Consider the following 17071-nt stretch of genomic DNA (forward strand, 5'->3'; position numbering starts at 1 on the left):
ATTAAAATTTATTAATTTTCTAATATTTAGTTTCTACTATTATTTTGAAATTGATTACTGTTGTAAACTAAGAAATAATATTTTATATATTTAGGGTATAGGGATTGAGAGTATAACTTGTTATGTTTTATTATTGTTTACTGTAAGAAGTATATTTTACCGATTAGGTTATTAATTTATAAGAGATATCAATTGAAAAAAAGACACTTAAATTTACTAGACTTAAAGTAACCATATAATAAGTTTAAACTTATTATATGGTTACTTTAATATAATTTATGATTAATTATTCTAATGTACCCATTGCATGTACGCTACATACAGTGTAAACTTCTCTTCTTCCAGCACCCATTAAACGAGAACCTTCTTCTTCGTTTAAGTTTCTTAAACCAATGAATTTATCTTCACCTAACCATGGAGGAGTTCCAGTAGAAGAGCCTGTTTCTTTACAGATATCTTTAACTACTTTACCGGATTTACATACTACTACATGTCCAGATGTTGCAGATTCAGCATCTTCGCTAACTACAGCACAAATATCATTTTCTTCAATGCCAGCTTTGTTATTTCTGGTATCTATCACATATCCTTCAAGTTTTTCTACATTTGAAGCATTTTTACTACCCAATAGACCTTCTTGACGAACTACAGTAGCTTTATTACCCTCTACACTTTCAAGAGTATATTTAAAGTTTTTCTCTGTCTCACCTTGTATGATGTAAGCTCCTATTTGAGTTGATATTGCAATTAACGCTAAGCTTAATAAGTATTTAAGTGTTTTCATTATTTATCTCCTTTTATATTATTATTTTATTTAGTCAATTTTAAAATATGATACTCTCTTTACCGCTTCCGGAATATAAAAATCTGAATTTGGTTTTATCAACCTTTGCCCAATATAATTATGTTTATTTTCACTTTCCCAACCAGGAATATCTGTTGAATTTTCTTCTTTACTATTGACGTAAAAGACCTGTCCTAATTGGCAAACTACTATGTGATTTAAAGATGGATGGACAGATTCTATAACAGAGCAAGCATTATTTTGTTCAATTCCAACACTATTATTTGTGGTATCTATAATTTCACCACTTAATTTATAGACTGTTAGATCTTCTTTAACGGTTATTGTAGCTTTGTTATTATCTCTGTCTATGCTTTCTATTTTGTATTTTCCAAATAAAGTATTTGTCGATAAAATCAAAATTAAACTCAAAAGATGTCTAATGAATTTCATTATTTATATTCCTTGTAAATAATTTAAATTTAAAATGCTTATATTTTCTCTCATTATAAATCAGTATAAATTGTTTTATTGCACATTTGCAATATTTTTATTTTTTATTATATTTAACTTTTATTTTAAAAAATTGAAGTTAAATATATTTTTGATTTTAATATAGGTTAAAGTTACTAATCTTGTGGTATTTGGAACTTTTTAAATGATTTAAGATATCTCTTTTAGACTCATATAAACAAAACTCATTTATAGCCAAAGTAACTTTATTGTAATTTATTTGATCTAAAATATTTTGTATTTTTTTATATTCCTCTTGACTTAAAATTTCATTTTTTATTCTTAAAATGGTGACATGTGGTATAAAAGTTCTTTTGAAATTTATGTGATTATCTAATTTTAAAGATTTATGTAAAATTTCTTTAATTTTATGTGCAAGTTCTTCTAATTCGTCTGATTTTACTTTTATCCAAATAATATTGTTACTTTTATTTAATTCTAAATTTTCTAACTTTATTTTAAATTTATAAAATTTTATATTATTTAAGATTAAATTAAGTTGATCTAAATTTTCCTCTTTTATTTTTCCTATAAAAGCCAAAGTAATGTGAAAATCTTGAGGATTAACCCAATTTAAATTTAAATCTAAATTTTCTAATTTATTCTTTAATTGTTTTTGTATAAAATTTAACTCAATTATATTTTCTAAATCTATTGCTACAAATAGTATCATTTAGTATCACGGATTCAATATATTATGTAAATTTAAAAACTTCTTTTGCATTTATGGCTGTTTGTGTTGAAACTAGATCATAATCTACATTAATTAATTCTGCAATAAAATGAGCAATAGTTTTTATATGAAGAGGATGATTCTGTTTTCCTCTTAAAGCTTGAGGAGGTAAAAAGGGAGCATCGGTTTCAAGTAATATATCTTTAAGATTTATAGATTTTACAACTTCTCGTAATACGTTATTTTTGGGGTATGTAATAGGTGCATCTATTCCTATTTTAAATCCTAGGTTAATTGATTCTTTGGCAAAATTAAGATCATAAGAAAAACAATGAATAGTCCCATGTAAGTTGCTATCTTTAAATTGATATAAAATCTCTAAAGTCTCTTGATAAGCATCTCTTGAATGAACTACTAATGCTAGATTATTCTCAAGAGCAAAGTCTATTTGCATCTTAAAGGCTTCTATTTGCTTTTTTATATCATAATCTGGATAGTGAAAATCTAAGCCACACTCTCCAATTGCTACTATTTTATTATCTATTTTATTTTTTAGTAATTTTTCTATTTCTTTTAGATCTTGCTTAAAATTTTGTGTTAAGTCATTGGGGTGTATACCAATAGCAGCATAGACTGAAGTAAATTTTTTTGCTAGGTTGACAGAATTTATGCTTTCTATTAGACTTGTGCCAACATTTAGTAAGATCTTTACATCGTTATTATAAGCTTGATCGATTATTATTTGTGCTAATTCAAAGTTTTCTTCAGATAATAGTATATCAAAATCTTTTTTTATCATTATGTTAATATGACAATGTGTATCGATGAGCATAGGTCTCTCTTTTTGTTTTGATTTTTGTATATTAAATTTAAAAATGAATTAATTAGTTTTAGTCTATAAGATTAAATAAAATTTGACAAACTATTAAATAATTTTATTATATAATTCAATTGTAATAATTTAGATAATAGTTTATAAATAATTTGATCTTAAATTATTAAGATAATTAATTTAAAGGCAGTATATAACAGTGTATAACATACAATAAAAAGTGAAGGAGTTTATCGTATGAATAAAACTGAGTTAATTAACTCATTAAGTGAAGAAACAACATTTCCAAAAAGAGAAGTTGCTCGTTTTCTAGAGGCGTTTGCAAGAATTGTAGGACGTACATTAAAAAACGGTGGCAAAATTCAATTATCAGGATTTGGTACTTTTGCAGCTTCAAGACGTCCGGCGCGTATTGGCATTAATCCCTCTACTAAAGAGCGTATCCAATTACCCTCAACTGTTGTGGCGAAATTTAAGCCAGGCAAAACTCTTAAAGAAGTTATGCGTTCTATAAGATAAATTTTTGACCTGAAAAAGCTTTTACCTTAAAGCCGCTTTTAAAGAGCGGCTTTTTTAAATTCTATTAATCTTTTGCATTATTTGATTTATACTTATTGAGAATTTTATATTAACTTAAAGATTACTGGAGATTTTATGATCGATTTAACATTTTTGAGAGATAACACGCAAAATTTTATAGATTTAATTAAAAGAAAAGATCCTGACTTTGATGTAGATAAATTGATAAGTTTAGATAAATCTTTAAGAAAGTTAAAATCAGAAGTAGAAGAGTTAAGACATAAAAAAAATGAGTTAGCAAATCAAGGTAAAAAAGGCGTTACTAAAGAACTTATAGAGCAATCAAAACATGTAGGACAATTGTTAAAAGAAAAAGAGCCTGAATTAGATAATCTAGAAAAAGAGTTTGAAAACCTTTACTTAATGTGTCCTAATGTAATTGATATTGATGTTCCATCAGGAAACAAAGAATCTAATTTAATGGTTAAAGAATATCTTGATAAGCCACAATTTAACTTTGATATAAAAAATCATGTAGAATTAGGTAAAATTAATGATTGGTTTGATTTTGAAGCTGCTGTTAAAATGACTGCTTCTAATTTTGCTCTTTATAAAAATCAAGGAGTTAAATTAGTATACTCTTTGATGATGTATATGTTAAATAACAACATTAAACATGGTTATTCGCCTATTTTACCACCATACCTAGTAAATGAAAAAGCATTAATCGGTGCAAGTAACTTTCCTAGATTTAAAGAAGAAGTTTATGCAATTGAAAAAGATCAGTTATATTTAACTCCTACGTCTGAGGTAAATTTAACAAGTATCTATAGAGATCAAATCTTAGATAATAATGAGCTACCAATAAGAATGACTGCTTGGACAAGTTGTTTTAGACGTGAAGCAGGTGGTTATGGTGCTGCTGAACGTGGGTTAATTCGTATTCATCAATTTGAAAAATGTGAATTATATACCATATGTAGACCAGAAATATCAAAACAAGAACAAGAGCGTATGCTTAATTGCGCTGAAGATATTTTAAAATCTTTAGGTCTTCATTATAGAATTATGTTATTAGCTGCTCAAGATACCTCTTTTGCTTCTTCAAAGACTTATGATATTGAAGTTTGGATGCCTGCTCAAGGAATTTATAAAGAAGTTTCTTCCATAAGCAATTGTACAGATTTTCAATCAAGACGTAGCAAAATTAGATATTCTAATGACTCAAAAACTAAATTAGTACATACTCTTAATGGTTCTTCTCTAGCTTTACCTAGATTATTAGTAGCATTGATGGAAACTTATCAAAAGCCCGATGGAACAGTGGAAATTCCTCAGGTTTTAAAGTCTGTAGTAATTAATACTTTTTAAGATTGTATATTATTTGGCTATTTTATTAGGTGTTCGATTATGGTAAAAGAAGAAATATATAAATTCATTAGCAAAATAGAGGTTAAAACTAAAAAGATTTTATCAGGATATTTATCAGGTGATTATAAAAGTAGAAATAGAGGTTTTGGATTTGATTTTAACCAATTACGTGAATATCAAAATGGCGATGATATACGTTATATAGATTGGAAGGGTTCTGCAAAATCTAATCAATTATTAATAAGACAATATCTTGATGATAAAGATCGCTCAGTTTTTTTAGCAATAGATGTTTCAGGTTCTGTTTTTTATGGATCCCAAGATAAGTTAAAATTTGATTTAATATTTGAACTATCTACGTTATTAGCTTTAATATTTTTATATAGTAAAGATTCAGTAGGTCTAATATTATTTACTGATGAAATTGAACTTTTTATACCAGCAAAATCATCCCGTGCTCATATTATTGATGTAATTAATAAGCTCGTCTCTTTTAAGCCTAAATCTAAAGGTACTCATATTGATGGTGTTTTAAAGTTTATATCTAGAATGAAAATCAAAAATTCTTTAATATGCTTAATATCAGATTTTCTAATTGATTTTGATAAAAATTTACTAAGATATGCCTTAAAAAAACATGATATAATTGCATTTAGGTGTTTAGATGAAAGAGAAAGACATTTGCCTAATTTAGGAATACTTGATTTTAAGGATATAGAAACTGGTAATAGTTTTTGTATAAACACTAATATTAATAAAATTAATAATAACTTAGAATCCTGGTTTAAGACTCAGGAAGATATGTTTAAATTAGCAAAAGTGGACTTTTTTGATGCAATATCTTCAGAAAATTTTGAATATAGTCTTATTAATTTTTTATCAAGGCGTGTAAATAAAAACAATTAATAAATAGCTTATTTTAAAGAGGAATCATGGATTTGAATAATAATTTACCAAATGATATAGATTATGGTGATTACTATAAAGCATTAGATGTTTCTTTTTATGAATCTAATTTGGGTATAATAACTATAATTTTTTTTACTATTTTTATATTTATCGCTACACTATTATTATGTTATTTATTTTTAAAATTTAAAAGATCTTCCCCTGAATATATAGCAAAAAAAGAATTAGATAAACTGACAAAAGAAATAAATAATAATAAAAATACAATCGATTATTTATATTTTAAGTTGACTGAAATTTTAAAGAGATATATTTGCAAACGTTATGGAGTAAATTCTCTTGCAATGACAGATTCAGAATTAATTAATTATTTTGAGACTATTAATTGTACTCAAGAGATAAAATATAATATTAAGTTATTAATAAAAAACGCCCAAGATGCTAAATTTGCATTTTTTCAAGTTGCTAAAGAATCTTTAGAGTATGATGTAAGTAATACGATTTTATTAATAAATAATGTATCTAAATTGTCTAAAAATATTGTTGATCATAAGCAAATTTAAAATATTTTTTAATAACATTAATAATGCTTATATTAGATTCCTCTTGACAGATCTGGTAAAATATATAGGCATTACTTTTTTATACTTTAAATTTATTGTAAAAATATATTAGTTTAAAAAAATCTAAATAAAACCTAAAATTATAGGAAAAATAAAAATGGCAAAACACATTGGAGTAAAGTTACCTGAAGATCTTACTAATTTGCTCAAGCAAGGTAGAGCAGTTGCTATTTTAGCTACATTCTCAGAAAAAGGATTACCTCATACCACCCCAATACAATGTTTATATCCAAAAGGTTCAGAAAGCATTTTAATGTCTATACATAAGGATCATACTGGTTATCATAACATGGTCTGGCAAAAGAAAGTAATGTTATGTTTTCTGGATGATAATAATATTGCTTATAGCATTTTAGGAAGAGCGGGGGTAGTTAGAGCTCCTTCGATGGTTCATCCTCTTATGAATATAGTAAGGATCGATATAATAGATATAAAGAGTGATAGATCTTTATTAACTAAGGTTGATTCAGGTGTAAAGTGGAGCTATACTTCAGAGGATGCAGAAGAACTATCAAAATTATTAATGGATGAGTTAAAAGATATTGCACGTGTTCTTTAGTTATTAAAGAGTTTGGGAATACAAATTTATGAAAAATTTTTCATCAAAGTTGTTTATTATACTTTTTAATACGTTTGTAGTTTTGACTATTAATTATTCAGTGTGTTTAAACAATGGTATTAATACTATTGATCAAAAGGATACTGGTAATTGGTATGAGAAGCTTCATTGGTGGAGAAAAGCTAAACCAAGATATGAAGCGCTAGCTTCTTTAATGAAACAAATAAATAATAGTAAAAAAGATTTAACAGAAAAGTATAATCAAATTATAGGTAAATTTAATAAAACAATTACATCTTTAAAAATAGATAGTAATATTTTTTTAAGAAAGATAGATGAGAATATAGAGAAATTGAATAAACAACTTGAACAAGAATTTCTTGATGAAGATCAGGAGCTTATGAATAAACTTAATGATGAGAAAAAAATATTGGAAAATCTTAAAGTTAATTTTCAGTCATTAACTTTAATGAAAGACAAAATAGATAATTCTATTTCTAATGTTTTATCTGATCAATTAAAATCAGCGGAAAGTTATGAAGAAAGTGCCCTTAATAGTTTTGAAGAGATAGAAAAAGTACTTGATGATAAAAAAGCAAGAATTCTATACGAAACTATAGAGAATGCTGGTGACAATATTTTATTAATTAAAAATTATATCACCGGAGCGCTTAAGAATTATTTAGTTGAATCAGGTATAAAGCTTGATCAGATACTTTCCGTTTTAAATCAAAATATTCCAGTTTTAGAGTCTAAGGGCATCTATTTAAGAGATTTAACTAAAGAAGAGATTGAAGAACAAGAGAAATCTGAAAATTCCAAAAAAGAGGATATTCAAAAGAAACCTTTGCTTAAAGATAATGAAAAAAAAGAAAAAGTTTCTTGGTTTAAAAGAATACTGAGGGGCATTGGAAATTTCTTTAAGTATATTTTTTCCTTCTTTAAAAAATCATAATAAAATTACTTAAAAATTATTTTTAAAAAAATTTGATAAGATCTAGGAATTGTGATAATTTATTAAAAAAAAGTACTGCGGAAGTGGTGAAATTGGTATACACGCAGCCTTGAGGTGGCTGTGGGAGAAATCCCGTGTGGGTTCGAGTCCCTCCTTCCGCACCAATTTTTCAAGATAAATTAAAAAAAAAAGGAAACTATAATGAATCTTGCTTCACGCCCTTATCTAATTATAAGCTCTTTAGTTTGGTTTTCAATTACTGTGTTTGGTATATATTTTTTATTTAATATAAAGAAATATGTAAATTTCGGAATAGATCTTGTAGGAGGCACTTATTTAACTTTAGATGTTAAAGTAGAAGAAGCCGTTAAAAACGAACTTTTATCACGAATAGATGATGTAACTCAAAATTTAAAGAAGAAATCTATAGTACTTCCAAATTCTACTAAAATTAACGAATTTGAAGGTACGGCTTCTTTAGAATTTAATTCTGAACAAGCCGCAAAAGAAGCTTATAATCTTCTTAGTGTTGATACTAATCTTTCAACAACCCAAAAAGGTAAATTAGTAAATTTTTCTCTCAATAATCAGTTTATTAAAACAGTTAAGGATAATGCTGTAGAGTCTAATATATCTATTATTCGTAATAGATTAGATGTGTTTGGTGCCGGAGAAATAACTATATTTCCTCAAGGTGAAAATAGTATAGTAGTAGAATTGCCTAACGTTAGTGATCCAGAAAGAGCAAAAGAAAGAATAGGAAGTTCTGCTCTTCTTGAAATGAAACCTATTTATGACTATGCAAAAACAGAAGAACAATTACTTGAAAAATTAGGACATACTCTTCCTGAAGGTACAATGATAGTTAAAGGAAAAACTGGTTCTATAGAAAGTGGCTATTACTTGGTATCCTCTTATGCAAAAGTTACAGGTAGATTGCTAAAAGATGTTAATAGCGGATTTCAGCAAAGAGATATATTCTCTAAATCTAAGAGTTCTTATGCAGTTAATTTGAAGTTTGATTCTCAAGGTGCTGAAAAGTTCCATGAATTAACTAATGATAATATTGGACATCCAGTTGCTATAATTATAGATAATACGGTTGTATCAGCTCCGGTTGTAAATGAAGCAATTAGTAGTGGAGAAGCTGCAATATCTGGTAATTTTGAAGAAGATTCAGCAAAAGAATTAGCGTCGCTTTTAAAGTCTGGTTCCTTTGTAGCGCCAGTACAATTTGTGGAAGAGCGACAAATAGGGCCATCTTTAGGTCAAGAATCTATCTATAGAGGATTGTTATCATGTGCTATTGGACTAGGGTTACTATTTCTTTTTAGTATATTTGTATATAAAACGGCTGGATTATTTGCTTTTATAGTATTGCTTTATAATTTATTATTTATTTTATTTGGACTTGCTTTGATACCTGATGCTACTCTTACATTGCCAGGTATAGCTGGTATGGTTTTAACTTTAGGTATGGCTATCGATTCTTCTATTTTAATTTATGAAAAAATTAAAGAAGATTTAAATACAGGTACTCCATTACCTCAAGCAGTGGATAATGGGTTTAATGGTGCAACATCAGTAATACTTGACGCAAATATTACTACTTTTATAGTTGGTGCTGTTCTTTATTATTTTGGGTCACCTGCTATTCAAGGTTTTGCATTAACTATGATGATAGGTATTGTATCAACTTTAATAACTGGTCTTATATTATTAAGATGGATCTTTAATTTTGTTATTAATGTTCTTAAAGTTAAAAGAATTAGCTTTTAATTTAATTATTGATATTCTTATTTGAATTAAAGATTGGAAAAATTTTACTGTCTTAATTTAATAAATAAATTGCATATTTTTTCATATATGCTATAATATATAAATATAAGCAATTTATTAAAGTTCTTAAGTATTAAGATAATTTAGGCGATGTAGCTCAGCTGGTTAGAGCGGCAGAATCATAATCTGTAGGTCCGGGGTTCGAGTCCCTGCATCGCCACCAATAATTAAAAAACAGCAAGTCAAATAGGTATTACATATTGTTAAATTTTTCTATTCTACTTACTCTCTTACGTTTGATATCTTCAATAACTATTTTGCCTTTTTTGCTTATTTGGTTTTTACCAACTAATTCTTTTAATATAAATTTAATGTTATCGATTTTTTTTGTACTACTGGGTCTTACAGATTTTTTTGATGGATTTTTTGCAAGAAAGTATAATCAAGAAACTTTATTAGGTGGTCTATTAGATCCTATTGCTGATAAATTTTTATTGTTTTCTACACTTATAACACTTTTATCAGTGGGAAAAATATATTTTTATATTCCTATTATTTTTATTTCAAGAGAATTTTTTATTATGGGTTTAAGACAAGTAGCATTAACTCATGGTTTTGAGATATCTGTTATTCAGAGTGCAAAATTTAAAACTTTAATGCAATTTTGTTATCTAACTTGTGTCATATTAAATAATTATCAAAGTTTATTTATATATTATCTAGAGTATTTATTTTTATTTATTGCTTTATTCTTGTCTATGTTTTCGGCTCTAGAATACTTTTTGATATTTATTAAAAGATTAGGAAATGTTAATGAAATTTTGTAAATTAGCTGAAGTTTTTTTTCAAATTAGTAAAGAAAGCTCTCGTTTAAATATTACCTATAAACTTAAAGATCTTTATCAGAATTTGTCTCCTGAAGAGTCTCAAATCGTTACTTATCTTGCGTTAGGAAACCTAGGTCCTGATTATAAATCTAATTATCAATTTAATTTTGCTCAAAAAAATTTAGAAAAAATTATCTCTCAAATACTGAATCAAGATTTGTCAGAATTTAAGAAATTAGAAAAAAAAGCTGGTGATTTATCCTTAGTAATTACTTCTGCCGACTGGCCTTATCAAGACGCTAATCTTGATATAATAGAAGTTTATAATAACTTGCTTGAGTTACAATCGATTACTGGAACAGGTTCTCAAGAAGAAAAAGCTGGTGTGTTAAGTAACTTATTTAAGAAATTAGATAGTTTGAGCGCTTCTTTTATTATTCGTATTATTTTATCTACTATGCGATTAGGATTTTCTGATATGACTATTATCGATAGTCTATCATTTTACCTTGCTGGAGATAAATCTTTAAGATCAGAAATTGAAAGTAAATATAACATTTGTGCTGATCTAGGGTTAATTGCTTATCAAATTAAATTGCATGGTCAAGAAGGCTTAAAATTAATAAATGCTCAGGTTTCAATTCCAATAAGACCGGCAGCAGCTGAACGGGCTTCTAGTTGCTTAGAAATTATTGACAGAATGGGTGACTGCATTGCTCAACCTAAATTAGATGGTTTTAGGCTACAAATACATATAGATAATAGTCATCTTGGAAATCCTCAGATTTGGTTTTATTCAAGAAATTTACAAAATATGACTGGAATGTTTCCAGATCTATCTCAAGCTTTAATCGATAAATTTTGTTTACACGATCTATCTAATCCACTTAAAATAAAAAACATGATTATAGAAGGTGAAGCTATAGTTTATGATGAATTATCTGAGTCATTTTTACCATTTCAGGAAACTGTAAAGCGTAAAAGAAAGCATGGCATTGATCAAGCAGCTCAAGACTTGCCTTTAAGATTATTTATTTTTGATATTTTATACTTTAATGATAAATTAGTTTTAGAAAAATCTTATCAAGAACGTAGAGAAATTTTATTGAAGATTATTTCTGATAAAATAGATTTAAATAGTCAAGAAAGAATATTTTTAATAGAAGAAGAGTACTGTAAAACTGCTCAAGAATTAAGCGATTACTTTAATAAAAATATAACTCAAGGACTTGAAGGGCTTGTTGTTAAGCGTCCAAATACCGATTATAAACCTGGTAAAAGAAATTTTAATTGGATAAAATTAAAGCGCCATCAAGAAGGTAATTTACAAGATACTATTGATGCAGTTGTATTAGGGTATTATAAGGGCCGAGGAAAAAGAGCTGCTTTTGAAATAGGAGCATTTTTAGTTGGAGTTTACAATAAAGAAACCGATAGATTTGAAACAACTGCTAAAATTGGTACCGGTTTAAAAGATAATGAATGGCGCGAATTAAAAGAGAAATGCGATAAAATCAAAGTAAATCATAAGCCATTTAATGTGGATTGTAATCAAGAATTAGAACCTGATGTTTGGGTAAACCCAGAAATAGTAGTGATAGTTTTAGCCGATGAAATTACACAATCTCCTATGCATACTGCTTCTAAGAGTGATAGTTCTCCTGGTCTTGCGCTTAGATTTCCTAGATTTATAAGTTATGCTTTAGATAAAAATGCTCAGCAAGCAACTACTTCTCAAGAATTAAGAAGATTATACGATTTACAGTTTGATTGATTATTATTTGTATCATTTAAATTTTTATAACTTTTTTATCCCAATTTATTTTCTATATTTAACATGAATTTGATCTAAGCAAATAAATAAAAGTTTGGGTAAAAAAGCATAATTAGCTCTAACATTCTTAAAATTAAAAATTATTTTTTTGTTGTTAGTTTGATATTGACTAAAAGATTATGATATATAAACTCAAACTTAATTATCAAATTTAATTACAATACTTTAATTTAGCTAAAAGTTAATTACTATATCTGGTATTGCTTAGAAAGCAATACCAGGTTTGTTAAAATGTAATTTCTAATTAAGAAAGTATACAGGATCCCATAGCTGAATTTATTAAATTAATTATTTCGGTATTTTTATTCTCTATAGCAATATCTCTTGGAGCATAACGTTGATTATTTATAACATATATACTAGCTTTAGCTTTAATAAGCATTTTTACTAATTCAACGCAATTAAATTTTACTGCAAGAATTAATGGAGTATTACCATCCTTATCTTTAAGGTCAACTTTTGCTTCTTTTGAGATCAATAGCTCTACTATATTTAACATATTCTTTAAATCTGCTTTATCTATATAATTTCCGCAGTGTAGTTTACTAAATCTCTGCAAAATATCATTATTTGATTCAAAACCCAACACTTGAAGTTTGCTTTTACATTCGCTTAAGGCTTTATTAGAAAAATACCAATTAATTAGATAAGTTAAAGCAGTTTGACCAGAGCTATCTTGAGTATTAATATCAATTTTTTTATCAATCAATGTTTTAAACACTTCAATATTTCCTGAAAGAACTGCAAAATGAAGTGCTGTCTGGTTTGAGTAATTTTTAAAATTAATGCTAAATTTATTGTCCAGAAGAAATTTAACTAATTCGACATTTCCTGATTTAGCAGCATAAAGAAAAATGTTGTTGCCTGAATAATCTCTATAATTAATATTGGGTTCAGCTTTATGAATATAGCTCTCAACTATGTCTTTACAACCCTGCTCACAAGCACAACTTAAACCAAATTTGCCCATATTATTCATAGAATACATATTAGCACCTAAACTTATTAGTTTGTTAGCAACTTTTATATAGCCACTATCAAAAGCATAAATTAAGGCAGTAGTATTTTTATTGTCTTTACAATTAATAATGACATCTAAATCTGAGTCACTGAAAATATCCATAATATCTAAGATTTTATTTTCATCTAGATTTTTAATCATAAGAATATTCATCAAAACGTTTCTTCCATAAGAATCAACTAAAGTAGGATCTGCTTTGTGAGCAAGCAGTAACTTAACTAAATCTAAACCAAACCAATTTATAAACTTAACTTTATTTAATACAGTGGTATTTTTCTTATCCCTGAGATTAATATTCTCTATATTTTTAATTATGTTTTCTAAAAGGTCATTGTCAAATTTAAGATTTGAAGACATAAAATTAATTAAAGAAAGAATTTTAGTGACTTTCAGATCAAGAGCAGAGGAAATATCATCTTTAAGAACAAGATCAATGTTTATTTTTTTAGCGCCTTGAACTATATCTTCAAGAGTTAGACCGTTGTCTTTATTTTCTAGCTCATTTAATATTCTAAGAGAATAAACTTCATCTGATAGTTCTAATACTTTCTTAATAGTATATAAACTTAGCTTATCTGTAGCATTAGTAAGTTTTATTAATTGTTGCTTATCTATCTTATGCTTTCTATTTTGTAAGCAGTGCTTAATGAAAGTGAATCTTAAGTAATAATTAGGGACCTTTTTAGTTCTATAATCTAATCTGGTATTTTTATTACTAATTTCTCCTTCAGAAGATTCTTTCAAGAATTTTTTATCGTCTTCCAATTCTCTAAAATCCGCTTGATGTGTAGTATGGTTAGTCCAGCTATGAAAATTTTTACTTATAGATCTTGAATTGGTAAAACTGCTAGAACCATTAACTGGTCCACAGTTGATCCCAGCACTCTCAGTGTTTGATAAACCTATACTAACAGAAGCATAATTAACTAAAGAATATGTTGTATTATCAATTATAGAAACCGCATAGGGCTTTGCTTTACTTTTTAATATATTACTTAAAGAGAGATATAAATCATAAGGGTAAATTACTTTAAAGTTTCTATCTTGTGCTAGTTTATCAGCATAATTTACTAAATACTCAAAATCTTTAACCGTAAAATTATCAACAGTTTCATTTGCTATATCGCAATATATAGGATCGGTAATTTTATAATGAGGATTGCTACTCATTAAATGCTTAAGGATCATCATCATCATGTTAGTATCAGGAAATGTTTTATCTTGATCATAATAAATTCCAGCATAAAGATCGTTCTATGTACTCGAATAGCATACTTAAAGCAGAAGAAGCAGATCCTTGAAAAGGGGTTATTAATTTTCCTGCATTTATAGAATAAAATTCTTTGTCTAATTCTTTTGCAATAATTTCAGCAATAGTAGTTTTACCAGATCCTGGAGGTCCTAGTAAGACTATATTTCGTTCACCTTTTTTAAATTCTTGAGGATATTCTTTTATTTGCTTAATGAATCTAGATATTTTAATAGGCAGTCCTCCTGCTAAATGATTAGAGTCAAGCTGCGGCTCTCTTTTGAAAGATTTTGCTAGAGCTTCTATTTGTTTAGGAGTTGCCTGAAAGGATGCTTTTTCATTAGATTCTGCTTGTACAGAATCTGTACTGGTTGATTTTTTTTCTGTCTGATCATTTTCTTCATGTATATTATCATTGGTTTCTTCTTTAAGCATATTAATATCTTCTTTGTTCCACTCTGGATCTTCTTCTATTTTTATAATATTGAAATTAGCATTGGATATTACTTTTGGAGCTGTTGTATCATTAGATGTTTCTAAATTACTATTTGTTTTATCTAGAAAAATATTAGTAAATTCAATGGATCTCTTGCATTTGGTGCGATCGATATTAAGAGAATCAACAAATATAAAGTTTGTAGGTGAATTCTTATATTTATAAACTACACAGCTTATCCAATGACCTGGATAAGAAATTATAAACAAAGCATTTCCTTCTTTCTTAAATAAATATCAAGATCCTGAAAAACAGACTTTGCAGGATAACTTTGTCAGACTATCGAATAATTGCTTAATAAGTTTGATCAAATCTGAAGATGCTGAGACCTGCAATAGAAGAGCTAAATTAGCAAAATATGTACTTGACTTATCCAATACAGGTCAAACATGTCTTGCAAGTGGTGATGTACAAACAGCTCAAGTAGCTTGGCAAAAATTATTGGATTTAATTAGTTAATATATAAGCAGAGATCTCTTAAATAGGGATCTCTGTAAAGATTTATTTTATAATTTTATCTTATTTATTGTTAAATCAATGTTACTATGATACTTTTAATCCGATTAGCTTATAAGTAGTTATAAAGTATAATATAGGAATATAGATCTATGACCTTAAGTAATAAAGTTTATATTTTAGACACAAATGTATTGGCGTTTGACTCTCAGGCTATATTTAATTTCGAAGATGGTGTAGTTGCTATACCTATATTTGTGCTTGAAGAGCTTGATAAATTTAAAAGTGAAACTTCCGAAAGAGCATATAATGCTCGAACTGTTATAAGAAGTTTAGATCAGTTACGTTCTAAAGGATCTTTGCAATCAGGAGTAGATCTTGATAATGGATCTAAATTAAAGATAGTTTTTATTTGTGATGAGTGTGAAGCTAAAAACTTTGCTCTTGAACAGAATATAGTTGACAATAAGATCTTACTTCTTGCCAATTGTCTTTTAAAAAAAGGTTTTGATGTTAAATTTGTAACCAAAGATATCAATGCTCGTGTTAAAGCTGATGTTTTGGGTATAGATTCTCAAGATTATTTAAAAAATAGTGTAACTAAAGAAAATCTTTATCGTGGCTGGATTAGAGTGAGTGTTCCAGCAATTGAGTTAAAAAGAGATTTGCCTGAAGAACTTTTAAGACTAGAGGCTGAAAATCTATTAACTGTTAATCAATTTGTTATTTTAGAAAGTCAGCATAATCCATTTAATTATGTAGTTTATAGATATTTAGGCCAAGATAAACCTGCAAAGTTTAAAGTTGTTAAAGCTCCTAATCTTAATTTGCCTTTAGAACCTAAAAACGTAGAGCAGTTAATGGCACTTGATTTACTTCTTGATGATTCAGTTAAGTTAGTTACCCTTTTAGGTCCAGCAGGAACTGGTAAGACCTTTTTAACATTGCTTGCAGGGCTTGATAAAGTATTAATTAAAAGTGAGTATGAAAAAATTTTAGTTACTCGTCCTGTTATCCCTTTAGGACCTGATATTGGTTATTTACCTGGAGATATTCAGGAAAAACTTTTAAGTTGGATGCAGCCTGTTTATGATAATATGGACTTTATTGCTCATTCCCTTAATGCTAGATATTCAAGCATTTATAAAGAAGAAGAACCTTATCAAGGTTTTGGTACTGGTAATGTTGGTAATAACAATAAAAGAAGAAGACATGGTAAAGATAAGTCAAAAACAACTAATATTTTTCCCAAGCGAGTACCTCCACTTGAGGTTCTTTTAAGGGAAAATAAAATCAGCTTAGAAGCTATAACATATATGAGAGGTAGATCTATTCCTTATCAATATATTTTAATAGATGAGGTTCAGAATTTAACTCCTCATGAAGTAAAAACCTTAATAACTCGTGTTGGTCAAGGTAGTAAGATTATTTTAGCTGGTGATCCTTACCAAATAGATTCGCTTTATCTTGATTTTATGAGTAATGGTCTTGTAGTTACTACTAATAAATTTAAAGGACATAGTATTTTTGGTTCTGTTTATCTTCAAATTAGTGAAAGAAGTGAACTCAGTAGATTAGCAGGTGAATTGCTATAATTTTTTAAATTTATCTTCTTAATAATATTAAAAAAGAAAGAGATTTATAACTCTTTCTTTTTTCTTTAGATGGCAA

Annotated in this window: 17 protein-coding genes and 2 tRNA genes; 13 read left to right on the forward strand and 6 right to left on the reverse strand. The window is 27.4% G+C overall.

The window, feature by feature from the left end; all coding sequences use genetic code 11:
• Positions 1–286: 286 nt before the first annotated feature.
• The 4 genes from BABL1_RS04455 to BABL1_RS04470 form a co-directional block, all read right to left on the reverse strand.
• Positions 287–784 (reverse strand): hypothetical protein, encoded by a 498-nt coding sequence (locus tag BABL1_RS04455; protein ID WP_023792938.1) that lies wholly within the window; start codon positions 782–784, stop codon positions 287–289.
• A 30-nt stretch (positions 785–814) separates the two neighbouring features.
• Complete coding sequence (locus BABL1_RS04460; protein ID WP_023792940.1) at positions 815–1237, reverse strand: hypothetical protein; 423 nt, start codon at positions 1235–1237, stop codon at positions 815–817.
• A gap of 157 nt (positions 1238–1394) precedes the next feature.
• Positions 1395–1970 (reverse strand): RNA 2',3'-cyclic phosphodiesterase, encoded by a 576-nt coding sequence (thpR, locus tag BABL1_RS04465; protein ID WP_023792942.1) that lies wholly within the window; start codon positions 1968–1970, stop codon positions 1395–1397.
• 22 nt (positions 1971–1992) lie between these two features.
• Positions 1993–2802 (reverse strand): TatD family hydrolase, encoded by an 810-nt coding sequence (locus BABL1_RS04470; RefSeq protein ID WP_023792944.1) that lies wholly within the window; start codon positions 2800–2802, stop codon positions 1993–1995.
• 237 nt (positions 2803–3039) lie between these two features.
• On the opposite strand from BABL1_RS04470, the gene BABL1_RS04475 reads away from it, so the two are divergent.
• From BABL1_RS04475 to BABL1_RS04525, 11 genes are all read left to right on the forward strand, one after another.
• On the forward strand, positions 3040–3321 hold the full coding sequence (locus tag BABL1_RS04475) for an HU family DNA-binding protein (protein ID WP_023792945.1): 282 nt from the start codon (positions 3040–3042) through the stop codon (positions 3319–3321).
• 135 nt (positions 3322–3456) lie between these two features.
• Positions 3457–4692 (forward strand): serine--tRNA ligase, encoded by a 1236-nt coding sequence (serS, locus tag BABL1_RS04480; RefSeq protein ID WP_023792946.1) that lies wholly within the window; start codon positions 3457–3459, stop codon positions 4690–4692.
• Between the two features lie 39 nt (positions 4693–4731).
• Positions 4732–5598 carry a DUF58 domain-containing protein gene (locus tag BABL1_RS04485; protein WP_023792948.1) on the forward strand — a complete coding sequence of 289 codons (867 nt, stop codon included), beginning with the start codon at positions 4732–4734 and terminating at the stop codon, positions 5596–5598.
• 26 nt (positions 5599–5624) lie between these two features.
• Positions 5625–6164, forward strand: coding sequence for a hypothetical protein (locus BABL1_RS04490; RefSeq protein ID WP_023792950.1), 540 nt, complete (start codon positions 5625–5627; stop codon positions 6162–6164).
• A 157-nt stretch (positions 6165–6321) separates the two neighbouring features.
• Positions 6322–6783, forward strand: coding sequence for a pyridoxamine 5'-phosphate oxidase family protein (locus BABL1_RS04495; RefSeq protein ID WP_023792952.1), 462 nt, complete (start codon positions 6322–6324; stop codon positions 6781–6783).
• Positions 6784–6811: 28 nt separating this feature from the next.
• The gene (locus BABL1_RS04500; protein WP_023792954.1) at positions 6812–7738 is read left to right on the forward strand and encodes a hypothetical protein; all 927 of its coding nucleotides are present in this window, start codon (positions 6812–6814) and stop codon (positions 7736–7738) included.
• A gap of 77 nt (positions 7739–7815) precedes the next feature.
• Positions 7816–7902: transfer RNA gene (locus BABL1_RS04505), tRNA-Leu, on the forward strand.
• Positions 7903–7939: 37 nt separating this feature from the next.
• On the forward strand, positions 7940–9517 hold the full coding sequence (gene secD, locus BABL1_RS04510) for a protein translocase subunit SecD (RefSeq protein WP_023792955.1): 1578 nt from the start codon (positions 7940–7942) through the stop codon (positions 9515–9517).
• Between the two features lie 146 nt (positions 9518–9663).
• Positions 9664–9740, forward strand: a tRNA-Met gene (locus BABL1_RS04515).
• A gap of 37 nt (positions 9741–9777) precedes the next feature.
• Positions 9778–10344: a CDP-diacylglycerol--glycerol-3-phosphate 3-phosphatidyltransferase gene (pgsA, locus tag BABL1_RS04520; RefSeq protein ID WP_023792957.1), complete on the forward strand. Its 567-nt coding sequence runs from the start codon at positions 9778–9780 to the stop codon at positions 10342–10344.
• Positions 10331–12118, forward strand: a complete 1788-nt coding sequence (locus BABL1_RS04525; RefSeq protein WP_023792959.1) for an ATP-dependent DNA ligase — start codon at positions 10331–10333, stop codon at positions 12116–12118. The genes pgsA and BABL1_RS04525 overlap by 14 nt, the downstream gene beginning before the upstream one ends.
• Before the next feature lie 304 nt (positions 12119–12422).
• Here BABL1_RS04525 and BABL1_RS04530 read toward each other — a convergent pair whose 3' ends face one another.
• Complete coding sequence (locus BABL1_RS04530) at positions 12423–14396, reverse strand: ankyrin repeat domain-containing protein (RefSeq protein WP_146617306.1); 1974 nt, start codon at positions 14394–14396, stop codon at positions 12423–12425.
• 28 nt (positions 14397–14424) lie between these two features.
• Complete coding sequence (locus tag BABL1_RS04535) at positions 14425–15153, reverse strand: AAA family ATPase (RefSeq protein ID WP_023792962.1); 729 nt, start codon at positions 15151–15153, stop codon at positions 14425–14427.
• Positions 15154–15247: 94 nt separating this feature from the next.
• On the opposite strand from BABL1_RS04535, the gene BABL1_RS05525 reads away from it, so the two are divergent.
• Both BABL1_RS05525 and BABL1_RS04540 read left to right on the forward strand, forming a co-directional pair.
• Positions 15248–15403: a hypothetical protein gene (locus BABL1_RS05525; RefSeq protein ID WP_171814740.1), complete on the forward strand. Its 156-nt coding sequence runs from the start codon at positions 15248–15250 to the stop codon at positions 15401–15403.
• 149 nt (positions 15404–15552) lie between these two features.
• Positions 15553–16995: a PhoH family protein gene (locus BABL1_RS04540; RefSeq protein WP_023792965.1), complete on the forward strand. Its 1443-nt coding sequence runs from the start codon at positions 15553–15555 to the stop codon at positions 16993–16995.
• The last annotated feature ends 76 nt before the right edge of the window (positions 16996–17071 follow it).

It is taken from the genome of Candidatus Babela massiliensis (assembly GCF_000513475.1).
GTDB classification, from domain to species: Bacteria; Babelota; Babeliae; order Babelales; family Babelaceae; genus Babela; species Babela massiliensis.